Origin of the sequence: Bacillus cereus group sp. BfR-BA-01309 (genome assembly GCF_022664315.1) — a bacterium.
In the GTDB taxonomy this organism is placed as follows: Bacteria; Bacillota; Bacilli; order Bacillales; family Bacillaceae_G; genus Bacillus_A; species Bacillus_A mobilis.
The window spans coordinates 161222-174615 of sequence record NZ_JAKUHE010000001.1; the positions used below are offsets into that span (position 1 = coordinate 161222).

Consider the following 13394-nt stretch of genomic DNA (forward strand, 5'->3'; position numbering starts at 1 on the left):
TGGAATGTAACTTGATCATAAATCAATTTTTTTTGTAAATGTGGAACAATTTCATTACTTACACTGTCTATTAAGCGTTACAACATTTTTTATTTAATAGATCAAGAAAGGAATAAACATTTTTAACTAAGGGAGAAGATTGAATTGAAAAAATTATGGATGCTGCTTTTCTTTTGTTTTGCAGTTATATTGGTAGGATGTAATAAAAACGAATCGCCAAAACAAGCATTTGAAGAATATGTGAATTTATGGAATGATAGAAAATTTGCAAATATGTATGATCATTTATCAGAACATGCCCAAAAAACAATTTCTAAAAAGGAATTCACAGAGAAATATCAAAAAATTTATGAAGGTATTGGCGTTAAGAATTTAAAAGTTAATACGAAAGCAGAAAATGCTAAAGATAAAGAAGTTTTTCTTTTTGAAGTTAAGATGGATACGGATGGAGGAAAAGCTTCATTTATCCATGAAGCAAAACTTGTGAAAGAAAAAGAATCTTGGAAAATAGATTGGACACCAGACTTCATTTTTCCAGCTATGAAAAAAGATTACAAAGTACGTATGCAAATAGAACAAGGAAAACGTGGAGAAATATATGATCGAAATGGGAAAGCTCTTGCAACGAATGGTAAAGCGACTGAGGTTGGAATTATTCCAGAGAAACTAGGCGAAACGGCAGTGCAAACAAAAGAAATAGTAGCACAATTACTTGATATGTCTATAGAAGAGGTCGATCAGAAGCTTACAGCGAAATGGATAAAACCAGACTCCTTTGTACCAATTGGTATTTTAAAAGAAGGAACTAGACAGAATGATTATATTGAATTAGAAGGAGTATCATCTCGCCCAGTAAATATTCGGACGTATCCATTAGGAGAAGCGGCCGCACACTTAACTGGTTATATAGGAAAGGTGAATGCAGAGGAGTTAAAATCGCTTCAAAAAAAAGGGTATCAAGCAGATGATTTAGTAGGTAAGACAGGTTTAGAGAAAGTATTAGAGAATAAATTGCGTGGTGAAAAAGGTGGACGCGTATTTATAGAAGATGAGAATGGAAAAGAGATTAAAAATGTAGCGAAAAAAGAAGCAAAAGAAGGGGAAAACGTTACGTTAACAATTGATGCTGCAATTCAAGAAAAAATCTTTAATGAGATGAAAAATGAGGCAGGATCTAGTGCAGCGGTCAATCCTAAAACGGGTGAAACTATTGCACTTGTAAGTAGCCCTGCTTATAATCCAAATACATTGGTTAGAGGCGCGTCAAAAGCCCAACGAGAAGCATGGAATAACGACTCGAAACTACCAATGATGAATCGTTTCACACAAGCATTTGTACCAGGTTCCGTATTTAAAACGATTACTGGTGCAATTGGTTTGGAAACAAACACTATAAACCCTAAGGAAGAATTTAAAATTCAAGGATTAAAGTGGGCAAAAGATTCATCTTGGGGAAATTATTATGTAACACGTGTGAAGGAAGCTAGTCCAATTGATTTTGATAAGGCAATGAAGTACTCTGATAATATTTATTTTGCTCAACAAGCTTTGAAAATGGGAAAAGATCAGTATGTAAATGAATTTAAGAAATACGGATTTCATGAAAAATTACCAATCGAATACGAATTTCCTATTTCAATCATTGCAAGAGATGGGATAAAAAATGATATTCAACTAGCAGACACGGGATATGGACAAGGACAAGTATTAATGACACCACTTCATTTAGCATTAACGTATGCACCGATTGTAAATGAAGGGAATATTCCGTCTCCTCATCTTTTAAAAGAAGCAAAAGTAGCGGGGAATTGGAAAGAAAATGTGGTTTCTAAAAAGAATCAAGAGATATTAAAGAGCGCATTAATAAAAGTCATTAATGACCCTGATGGCGCGGGGAGAATTGCTAAGGTTGATGGTATAACTCTTGCTGGTAAAACCGGTACAGCAGAACTGAAAGAGTCGAAAGAAGCAGACGGAAAAGAACTTGGATGGTTTGCAGCTTTTGATGCAAATGAGCCAGACATGATTGTTACCATGATGATCGAAGATGTAAAAGGAAGAGGGGGGAGTAACGTACCAGGCGAAAAAGTAAAACATGTTTTTCAGAAAAAATAAGTAACTATAAGGTGAAATCTTTTACTCTATTCATTGTTTGCTTAACACGAAGGTATAAATTGGGCAATACAAAGAACAATTAAGTTTCGAAAAAGCATTCTCCTTAATTGAGAATGCTTTTTTGTTGTGGCTGAATAAAGATAATAACTCATCTTTGTTTTCATTTTTGAAAGGTTGGTATTGCTAATAGTAAATAGAAGAGTAAAACAAATTGAAAGGGACAAGTGATGGGAATTTTAAACTTTAACAAAACAGTCATTTAGTAAAACATAAATAGAGCACACAAATAAGTATGCTCTAAGAAAAAAGGTGATACAAGTGGAGTGTTGCGTGAAATGCACAAATAATAATCAGATTTTTTTTTGAGTGTATTTTTAACATTGTATGCTTTACTTGTTGTTAGGAGCCTGTCATGTAAAAGAATATATAGATGATTATTTTATGAAAGTAATTGCACACCTTTACATTTTTAGGAGGATTTTTTTATCAAAAAAAGATGAAGAACGGAACAAATGAAACTTGTATCTTGTCTATATATTGAAACCATAATAAAAGTGAGGGCAGTTTTATCTTTATTCAAATAAGTTCGAGGTGTGGAAATGGAAGAGACGTTTATTGAAAAGTGTATTCATGATGAGCTTGACTATGTTATAAAAGACTATTGGCAAGATGTATGGAATTATTCATTTATTATTACGAAAGATCCACACTTATCAGATGATATCACGCAAGATGTATTTATAAAGGTATTTAAAAATTGGAATTCATTTCGAAAGGAGTCATCTATTAAAACGTGGATATTAAAAATTACAAGAAATACGGCAATAAACTATTTGAAATCCTCTTATTTTAAAAGGATATCTTTAATAGGATTTTTTAGTGACGATAAGCAATCTCCATCGGCAGAACGTGAATTTTTTAAGCAAGAGGAAATGAATGAAGTGTGGGAGGTTGTATTAAAATTACCTAAAAAACACCGTGAAATAATAATTTTAGACGCGAAATATGAATTATCTTATGAAGAAATGGCCGAAACACTAGGAGTATCCATTGGAACTGTAAAATCTAGATTAAGCCGAGCAAGAAGTAAGGTTTCAAAATTAATAGGGGAGGGTAGTAGTGATGAAGAATAAACAAAACCCTGACTGGTATAGTAAATTAAAACAAGGTCCAATGGAGAATCGTAAAGATGAAGAAGAATTTATTTATAAAATAAAGCAGTCTATATATGAAAATAATGAAGTGGATTTTGTAAAACATAAAAGATCGTTTCGTAAAAAAGCATTGCCTATTGTAGTTGTTTTAGTTTGTACAATGTTATTTTTTATTGTTCAACAACCTTGGCTTGATGATAATAAATCACCTGTTCAAAGTAGTACACAAATTAAGCCTAAAACTAAAGATGAATCTGCTCAAGATCCAACATTAAAACAATTTATGAATGAATTATATCAAAGTACAAATTCAAAAAATGAAAATGACTTGTATAGAGCGTTAAATGATGAAGTTCTATTTAAAGGGAAGAGTTATAAGAAGGATGAATTGAAATTTGATGAAGATATTTTTCATGAGTTGCAAGTTGCTCTTACCATGGGGGGAGAATTTACAAATGATACAAAGCAAGCATACAAAGTACCAAGTGGATTGACAGAAAGTAACGAACCAAAGCAAGCGCATTATATATATGCAACTGTTACTGGAAATAAAACGAAAATTTTAGCTGAACCAAAGCGAGAATCACAAGTTTTATACGAAGTATCTAATGAAATGGTAAAAGCTTGGATTCCAGAAAAAGTGCAGAATAATGGATATATAAAAGTATCGACAATTAGCGGTAATACTGGATATGTACAAAAAGAGTATGTTTTAACTGATATTAAATATTCTTTCATGTTCGAAAAGGATCATGAAGGTAAATGGAAAATAACGAATATAGATTCTATATGGTAAAGAGGAAGGTTCACTTTAATGAACCTTCCTCTATGTTTTTATTCTCTTATTGAAGAGTATTCCAGTACTCTAAAATTTCTGAGGTAACGAGAGCAGCAATATTTTTTTCTGAATTACTACCAGGAATAACGACAGAAACGGCAATTTGTGGATCTTCGGTAGGAGCATATGCAATGAAAAGAGAATGGTTTATCATTCTTTCTTGCTCATTCGGAGCACCTGTTATGCCTGTTTTACCTGCGACATGAAAGGGTAAGTTTTTAATTTCCTCTATATTTTGGCTCATCCCACCTTGCACGACACTCCAAAATTTCACCGGGTAACGATTTGAACTTTCTAAAATTGGTTTAAACTTTTTGGTTTCCTTACCATTTTGATCAATAATAGCACTTACGATTTGAGGTTTATATTTATCACCTTTACTTGCTAAAGTTGCTGCATATTGAGCAAGTTGAAGAGGAGTGTGTACTTCATTTCCTCCCCAAGAGGCATTTAATAAGGCGGAGATACCATTTTCAAACTTGTTTGTTGGATGAAATTCATATTGTCCGTCTTCTTCAAAAGGTAAATCAATCCCAGTTTTAGAACGAAGGCCGAATTGCTTTAAATACTCTGTCCATATATGTGCAACTTTTTCTATATTCCCATTATTTTGGTTGAATAAGGGTAGCGCTACTTTTGCTGTCATAAATGTGTTAGATGAATTAATGATGGCCTGCCTCGGTGTAATCTCACCTGTTGGCGTTCCAGGTGCATTCGTAATGTTATTTTGATTATCATATTGAAAAGTACCTTTATCTAAATAAGTATCTTCAGGTTGAAAAAGCTTTTCGTTTAATCCAATTAAAATAGTAAGTGGCTTTATAGTTGAGGCCATATTTACATAAGATTCACCATACTTTAATTTTTGAATTGCTTTATTTTGCGAAAGTGATTTGATGTTTTCTTTTTTAGTTGATACTTGTTCATATAATGTATTTGGATCAAACACTGCTGAATTGGCCATAGTTAAAATTGCGCCAGTTTTCACATCGGTTACCACAACATAACCAGTATTAACATCAGTTATTTTCTTGATTTGAGATCTTAATGCTTCCTCTGTTTTTTGCTGCAACTTAGAGTCTAAAGCTAGCCGGATATCTTTTCCTTTTTGTACTTTTTGCATGTTCCATAAGAACTTTTTATTATTCATTTTAAAAATAAGAGTTTTTCCGGGTTTTCCTTTTAAATCATTTTCATATTGCAGCTCAATCCCGCTTTTTCCAACGGGTACATTAAGGTCATTTTCTACATACCCAATTACCTGTGAACCAATTTCACGTTTAGGATAATATCGAATCACTTCATCTTTGATTATTACATTATTGGGTTTGTTTTTGTTTATGAATGCAAGTTCATTCTCAGTTATATCAGAGTATAACGGTATATCATTCATAGTCTTCTTTTTACAAGATTGTTGTAATTGAGATTTTATGTCCTCTGTAGAAATGTCATGTTGAAACTCGCTTGAAAATTGATTGGAAAAAACTAATGTGTTTGCTGTATCTTGTTTTGATAGCTTCTCATCATTAAAAGTACAATATAGAGACTTAACTTTCTTATTTGTAGCTAGTATTACACCATTTCGATCAAGTATTTGTCCTCTTTCGGCCGTAGAAGTTTCGATAGTAATGGAAACGAAATTACTGTTAAACAAGATTATTAAAATCACACTCACAATAGAAATAACCGCTATATATCTCCATCTTTTTATTTTTATATGTAACATAAAACCCTCCCTTTATAGCTTATTCCATATTATAGTTAATTATTTTTTTTGTAAATGTGGAACAACTTTCTTATTTAGGTTGTCTATTAAGTATTACAGCATGAAGAAAGGAATAATCAGTATGAAAATTTACTAGTAAGCCTATGTATTAGTTTAATTTGAGTCATTATACAGTGTAGCATTTCAAATACGAGTGACAAAAAATAGAGAGAAAACAAAAAAGGAGAGTTATGAATATACGTAGCTAAACAAAAAGGAATAGATTCTTACCGAGATTTAGAAAAAAGTTTAATCGGCCGTCGGTATGTAATATAGAAGGAATTAAATGGAGGATTTATGGAAAAACAAAAAGGAAATAAGAAGACATATATATCTATTCGATTAAATATAATGTTCCTTTGCATATTTTTATTATTTTCAGCTATTATTATGCAGCTAGGAAAAGTACAAATCGTAGAAGGAGAGGCTTATAAGAACCAAGTGGAAAACAGTCAAAATGCAACAACTAGCATTCCAGTTCCACGTGGACAAATACTAGATCGAGAAGGGAATACAGTTGTTAATAATAAATCTCTTCGCACAATTACGTATACAAGGGTAAAGGGAATTACTAGTGAAGATATTTTAAAAATAGCAAAAGACTTAGCACAAGTACTTGAAATGCCTGAACAAGATATAAATAAATTAACAGATATTGATAAAAAAGATTTTTGGATGCAGTTGAATACGAAACGTGCGGAGACAATGATTACGAAAAAAGATATAGAAACGTTTAAAGAAAAGGGAGTAGAGGGAAAAGAGTTAGATAAAAAAATAGAAGACTTAAGACGAAGTCGCGTTACAGAAGTAGAATTGGCAGAATTAACAGCACAAGATTTAAAGGTGTTAGCTATTAAAAGTAAAATGAGTTCTGGTTATCAACTAACACCACAAATTATAAAAAAAGATGTAACAGAACAAGAGTATGCACGAATAAGTGAAAACCTTACTGAGTTTCCAGGAGTAGATGCAACGGTTGATTGGGAGCGCAATTATGTAAATGGTAATTTATTTCGTTCTGTGTTAGGTAATATTACGAGTAGCGAAGAAGGTCTGCCAAAAGAAAATTTAGATTCTTATTTAGTACGCGGATATAACCGTAATGAGCGTGTAGGGAAAAGTTATATTGAACAACGATATGAAGATGTTTTACACGGTACGAAAGAAGAAGTGAAAAACATTACAGATAAATCAGGAAATATTATAAATACAGAAATAATTTCTAAAGGAAAAAGCGGTAATAGTTTAACATTAACGATTGATATGGAATTACAAAAGAAAGTGGAAGAAAGTATAGAGAAAAATTTGAGAGCTTTTAAGAGTTCAGAGCCACTACTGGACCGAGCTTTTGTTGTTATGACGAATCCGAATAACGGACAGATTTTATCTATGGCAGGCAAAAGGATTGTAGAAAAAGAAGGAAAAACGGAAATCGAGGATTTGGCATTAGGTAACATGACAACTTCCTATGAGCTAGGGTCAGCTGTAAAAGGTGCAACTTTATTAACTGGATATGAGACAGGAGCAATACAGCCAGGAGATCAATTTTATGATGCACCGATGAAATTTAAAGGCACACAAGCTAAGAAGTCGTGGAATGTATCCGGATTTGGTAATATTAATGATTTACGAGCGCTACAAGTATCTTCGAATGTATACATGTTCCAGACAGCTTTAAAAATTGCAGGAGTTAATTATGTACCAAATGGTTCATTGGATATAAAACAAGAAGCATTTAATACGATGCGCTATTATTTTAAACAATTTGGATTAGGCGTGCCAACAGGAATTGATTTACCGAATGAAATAATAGGGCAAACGAGAAAAGTAGATAGTCAGCCTGGATTTTTACTAGATTTTTCTATCGGGCAGTATGATACGTATACACCGTTGCAATTAGCGCAATATATTTCAACGATTGCTAATGGCGGTTATAGAATGCAACCTCAAATTGTACAAGAAATACGAGAGCAATCAATAAAAGAAGAGGTTGGCAAAGTTATTCGTTCTATAGAGCCTGTCGTATTAAATCGGATTGATATGAAGACAGAACATATAGATCGAATAAAAGAAGGCTTTAGGTGGGTATTCCAAGAAGGTGATGGAACTGGTGTGAAGTATTTCAAAAACGCTCCATACAAGCCAGCAGGAAAGACGGGGACTGCTCAAACTGTATATGGTGGAGATGATCCAATTGGTAGAAATGCAAAAGGAGAACGTATGGAATGTTACAACTTAACGTTAGTTGGATATGCTCCATATGATAATCCAGAAGTAGCATTCTCAGTAGTAGTCCCATGGCTTCATGATGATAAAAATGGTATTAATTCTATAATTGGAAAGGAAGTTTTAGATGTATACTTTGATTTGAAAAAGCAACGTATACAAGGTGAAGCTGCAAGTACAGAGAGTTCGAATCAAAATCATTAATAATTGTGTACTTTTCTCAGGGGAAGAGATCCTGTTTATATAAAAGCCTTTATAAGTTAAAGAAAAAGTAAGATTTGAAATAAGAGATAGTAGCTATCATAGTTGTTATCTCTTATTTTTGTTAATATCTTGGTTACAGTTAAAAAGGTTTTAAATTTATGGAACAAACTTGTTTCTTAGATGGTCTATTATGTGTACGTATAAAAATAGGTATTCAAATAGATACATTGTATTGAATTTACTACTTGTTTTCAGTATTGAAAATTTGAAAGGAATGATGATTTTGAAAAACAAGAGGATGCTAAAGATAGGAATATGCGTTGGTATATTAGGTTTAAGTATTTCAAGTCTACAAGCTTTTACAGGAGGGGCATCGCAAGTTGAAGCGAAAGAAAAGACAGAACCAGTTAAACATAATAATCATGCGACGTATAAAGACTTTTCTCAACTTGAGAAAAAATTCGATGCTCGATTAGGTGTGTATGCCATTGATACTGGTACAAATCAAACAATCTCTTATCGACCTAACGAAAGGTTTGCTTTTGCATCGACCTACAAGGCGATAGCGGCAGGGGTATTACTACAGAAAAACTCTACTGAAAAATTAAATGAAGTTATTACTTATACGAAAGAAGACTTAGTGGATTATTCACCTGTTACAGAAAAACATGTAGGTACTGGAATGACACTAGGAGAAATTGCTGAGGCTGCTGTTCGTTACAGTGATAATACTGCAGGGAACATTTTATTTCATAAAATAGGAGGACCGAAAGGATATGAAAAAGCGCTTAGACAGATCGGGGATCGTGTTACTTTGTCTGATCGCTTTGAAACAGAATTAAACGAGGCTATTCCAGGAGACAATCGTGACACTAGTACGGCGAAAGCAATTGCTACGAACCTTAAGAATTTTACAATCGGAAATGCGCTTCCAGATCATAAGCGTAACATTCTTACCGAGTGGATGAAAGGAAATGCTACAGGAGACAAACTGATTCGTGCAGGTGTACCGACCGACTGGATAGTTGGGGATAAATCAGGAGCTGGAAGTTATGGGACTCGGAATGACATTGCTATCGTTTGGCCGCCAAATAGAGCACCAATTATTATCGCAATTTTATCTAGTAAAGATGAGAAAGAAGCTACCTATGATAATCAACTTATTGCAGAGGCAACTGAAGTTATAGTTAATGCTATTAGGTAATAGTATCTCAATCCTTTATGTAATGTAATTGAAAATAAGAAATTGGAAAGCGATTCTTTTTCATGTGAAAAGAGTCGCTTTTTTGTATTTTTAAATAGTACATATATAAGTGGAAATTATTATTTCATGGACTATTTATTCCAATATAGAAAATGAGGGGGGATTTAAGCGAAATACTTCTATATAGATATGTAATTTAAAATAGTTTTCACATGATGAAAACCTTTGGGAATAGGCTATATATAACTTACTTATTTTCACAAAAAACTTAAATAATCGTACATTATGAGTATGAATTACATAGAAAGAAATAATATTAACGAATGGAATATTTTTTTAGTTTTAGGTATATTATAATTGACTAAATGAGTATATCGGTCAATTAGTGCTATTTTTAAACTTGTAAATCTATACTCATCATGTTTATCCCGCTTTAATGGGTAGTAGGCCCCCACTGATTAAAGTTTCACTTTATGGAATTGATTTCATGAACTATGGCTTTGAAATTCTGTGAAAGAGAAGTAATTTAAACTCTATGGATTTGAAAGGGATTGACTACTAATAATGATTTGGAACCTATAAACAGGTGGAGGTGAAATATCTAGTAGTTTCTGTGTGCGGTCTATTAACAATGATTTCATAGTGTTTAAATGGGAAAGAGGATAACGGATTAGGAGGAAATATTTTTGTAGTAGATTTTGAAATTTAATGATTACGTGTTAGGGGATCGATCGAAAATTGATATTTCGATAAACGTCTTTACATTAGCAGTAGATTTAAAAAGAAGAGTAAACCTTTATACTGGGTGGCAGAAAATATGAATTTAACCAATTATTTTTATAGGATTTGTTATGTTTGTGGTTTGTAAAGAAGAATTTAATAGGATAACTCATGATTAGATTTTAGTTATAACAATCTATACACATACCGTTTAGCGTATTCGTACACTTTAATTAAGTATAGGAAGTTATAGCATGAGAGAAATTACATAGTAGGTGCGACACTAAGTATAAAGAAGCTGATGTAATAATGAAATGACGAGAAAAATGTGTGAAGTGAGGAATTGAGATGGAAAGTACAAAAAAGAAAAATGTTAATACATTTAAAAAAATTTCGCAAGCAATTTTGATTATTATTGGAGCATTAATAACGGCATATGGATTAGAGGCTGTACTAATTCCTAATAATGTCTCAGATGGTGGTGTAACAGGTATTAGTATTGTTAGCTCTCAGCTATTTGGGTTACCATTAGGTATTTTAATTGGATTAATTAATATACCATTTGTTTGGTTAGGTTATAAACAAATTGGTAGAGGATTTGCAATGTATTCAGTTATTGGTATTGTATCACTTGCAATAGGTACTGTGGTCATGCATAATGTGCCTACAATTATTGAAGGAGATACATTGTTAGTTACTGTTGTTGGTGGTGTTATTATCGGATTTGGTATGGGATTGGCTCTTCGTAATGGCGGAGCGTTAGATGGAATTGATATGCTAGCGGTATTGTTGTCTAGAAAAGTACCGTTTGGAACAAGTGATCTAATCTTGTTTTTAAATATGTTCGTATTTATTTTTGTGTCAACAATATTTGGTCTTCAAGGTGGAATTTTATCTGCGATAGCTTACTTTATTGCTTCTAAAGTAATTCATATCATTGAAGTGGGATTAAGTGGATCTAAAACGTTTAAAATCGTTACAAAAGAACCTAAATTTATGATAGACGCAATATGGGAACGTCTCGGAAGAAGTGCAATCTATAGTGAAATTTATGGAGGCTCTTCAAAAGATGCTTATAAAGAAGTTAGCTGTGTTATCAGTCGTTTAGAAGAAAATAAAATGAAGGAACTTATTCATGAAATTGATGAAAATGCCTTTGTTACTGTATATGATGTTGCGGAAGTAAAAGGCGGAAACTTTAAAAAGCAAGATATTCATTAGGAGTAATCACCGAGATAAATATTTTATACAAAGTTGATTATGGAAAGAGATGAAACCAACCACGACATATAGAAAGAAATTTGGTATGCATTAAGTGGTACAACTGCAAGATATAAATGTAGTTTTTTGTAATATTTGAGTATTATTATGGGGTTTTTATGTATATCATGTGATATTTGATCATTAAACGATAGATTTATGCACAAATATGTTAATGTGTTTCTAATTAATCAAGGTAAGTAGTACTAAAACTTAGATATTTATTTGAACTCAAAAAGCCGAAATTCCATTACATAGGAATTTCGGCTTTGATGTTATATCATAAAGTTACGATTAAAATGGAACCTGGCATGTTTACTTCATCAGAATTATATAAGTTTTTCAGTTCCTTAATTAGAAAATTGTCCGTAACTACCAAAGCTAAATTGTTACCCCTTTAAAAAAGAAAAATCTATTGGATTGTTTAGTGAGAATTGTAGTACTAATTAAGATCTTAGGAGGAAATATGAACAAAAAGATTAAAAGAATCATATTACTTATTGTTACTTTAATTGGTATGATTATTTTTTTATATGTACAGAACAATGTAATAAGTATAACTAAAGTTAATATAAAATCTACTCAAATTCCTTCTACCTTTAAGGGGTTTAAAATTCTACAAATTTCATATTTACATAATAAAAAATTTGGCGACAATCAAGAAACTTTAATTCAAAAAGTAAAAGGTGAAAAACCGGATATTATTGTTATTACAGGTAATCTCATTGACAGTAAATCATATGATGCAGAAGTAAGTATGGAATTAATACGAGAACTTGTAAAGGAGTATCCAATATATTTTGTAACAGGAAACCATGAAAAATGGTCAGGAAAATATAATGATTTGGAGAAAGAGTTGAAGAAACACCATGTTACTGTTTTAAGAAATGAACATATAACCATTCAAATAGAGGAACAAAAAATAAATTTACTTGGTATTGATGATCCGGAATTTGTAACTGGAAACCGTGATGAAGGAAATGTTATCAAAGATGAAATTTCAAAAGCAAAATTTGAAATGAAGCCAGATACATATAATGTATTACTATCCCATAGGCCTGAATTTTTGACAGAGTATGCTGATGAACAAATAGATTTAGTGTTATCGGGGCATGCTCATGGAGGACAAGTTAGATTGCCATTTATCGGAGGATTAGTTGCTCCGAATCAAGGGATTTTCCCTACATATACAGCCGGTTTATATGAAATACAAAATACGTCTATGGTAGTAAGTAGAGGTTTAGGCAATAGTATCATTCCGCAAAGAATTTTTAATAGGCCGGAACTTGTGGTCGTACAGTTAAATTGAACTGTACGATTTTTTGTACAGAAAAAATAAGCCAAATGTAATTTATCCAAGTTTACATTACAATTTTGTTAAAAATTTTCTACGTTACATAAAGTAACAAAATTTGACCCGAAGAGTTTGTTATAGTGTAAATAATCAAAAAACTTAAAATTTGTCGAGTGAAAATTGTGATAAGTAATTCACGTAAAAAACTTAAAGGGGTGTACACATGCATAAAGAATATGAGATTGAAGAATATACGGCGATTGAGGAACAAATACATTATTATTGTAAATGTTTATTAGTTAGTCATCCTGATCAAATTATAAAGTATTTAGAAAAAAGGTTAGAAAAATATGCAGAAACATTACAATATGCACATTTATATCCTGACACAGTTATTTTACCGTTACAGCAGTTAGTTATCGAATATTCTTTAGATGTTGCTAGAATTAGAAAGTATATGAATTTAAAAACGTAAAGTAAAATATATAATTTAAATGGAACAGAGTCGACTTTAAGAAATGATATTCTAATGTCGACTCTGTTTCATTGTTTAAGATTGAAAATACATACTAATCAATGAAGTTTGACATATAATTACGCAAGAGTAAAATAAA

The 13394-nt window shown here is 31.9% G+C and carries 9 protein-coding genes and 1 pseudogene; 8 read left to right on the top strand and 2 right to left on the bottom strand.

Annotated features, from left to right (window positions below; all coding sequences use genetic code 11):
- The first annotated feature begins 144 nt into the window (after positions 1-144).
- From MR115_RS00785 to MR115_RS00795, 3 genes are all read left to right on the top strand, one after another.
- Positions 145-2115 carry a penicillin-binding transpeptidase domain-containing protein gene (locus tag MR115_RS00785; RefSeq protein WP_242239292.1) on the top strand — a complete coding sequence of 657 codons (1971 nt, stop codon included), beginning with the start codon at positions 145-147 and terminating at the stop codon, positions 2113-2115.
- Positions 2116-2714: 599 nt separating this feature from the next.
- Positions 2715-3248 carry an RNA polymerase sigma factor gene (locus tag MR115_RS00790; protein ID WP_242239294.1) on the top strand — a complete coding sequence of 178 codons (534 nt, stop codon included), beginning with the start codon at positions 2715-2717 and terminating at the stop codon, positions 3246-3248.
- A complete protein-coding gene (locus tag MR115_RS00795; RefSeq protein WP_097818892.1) occupies positions 3238-4065 on the top strand; it encodes an anti-sigma factor in 828 nt (275 codons plus the stop codon). Before MR115_RS00790 ends, MR115_RS00795 begins: the two co-directional genes overlap by 11 nt.
- 46 nt (positions 4066-4111) lie before the next feature.
- On the opposite strand, the gene MR115_RS00800 is transcribed toward MR115_RS00795, so the two are convergent.
- Positions 4112-5833 carry a peptidoglycan D,D-transpeptidase FtsI family protein gene (locus MR115_RS00800; protein ID WP_242239295.1) on the bottom strand — a complete coding sequence of 574 codons (1722 nt, stop codon included), beginning with the start codon at positions 5831-5833 and terminating at the stop codon, positions 4112-4114.
- A gap of 336 nt (positions 5834-6169) precedes the next feature.
- Between MR115_RS00800 and MR115_RS00805 the strand changes: the two genes are divergently transcribed.
- A complete protein-coding gene (locus MR115_RS00805) occupies positions 6170-8302 on the top strand; it encodes a peptidoglycan D,D-transpeptidase FtsI family protein (RefSeq protein ID WP_242239297.1) in 2133 nt (710 codons plus the stop codon).
- 274 nt (positions 8303-8576) lie between these two features.
- On the top strand, positions 8577-9506 hold the full coding sequence (gene bla, locus MR115_RS00810; protein WP_375337809.1) for a class A beta-lactamase Bla1: 930 nt from the start codon (positions 8577-8579) through the stop codon (positions 9504-9506).
- 7 nt (positions 9507-9513) lie between these two features.
- On the opposite strand, the pseudogene MR115_RS30185 reads toward bla, so the two are convergent.
- Positions 9514-9600, bottom strand: a pseudogene (locus MR115_RS30185) (undecaprenyl-diphosphatase); the annotation flags it as partial.
- A gap of 974 nt (positions 9601-10574) precedes the next feature.
- Between MR115_RS30185 and MR115_RS00815 the strand changes: the two are divergent.
- The 3 genes from MR115_RS00815 (at position 10575) to MR115_RS00825 (ending at position 13255) form a co-directional block, all read left to right on the top strand.
- Complete coding sequence (locus MR115_RS00815; RefSeq protein WP_242239299.1) at positions 10575-11447, top strand: YitT family protein; 873 nt, start codon at positions 10575-10577, stop codon at positions 11445-11447.
- Positions 11448-11952: 505 nt separating this feature from the next.
- Entirely contained in the window at positions 11953-12795 is an 843-nt protein-coding gene (locus MR115_RS00820) for a metallophosphoesterase (protein WP_242239302.1), read from the top strand.
- A 208-nt stretch (positions 12796-13003) separates the two neighbouring features.
- Positions 13004-13255 carry a hypothetical protein gene (locus MR115_RS00825; RefSeq protein ID WP_000548621.1) on the top strand — a complete coding sequence of 84 codons (252 nt, stop codon included), beginning with the start codon at positions 13004-13006 and terminating at the stop codon, positions 13253-13255.
- Positions 13256-13394 lie beyond the last annotated feature (139 nt).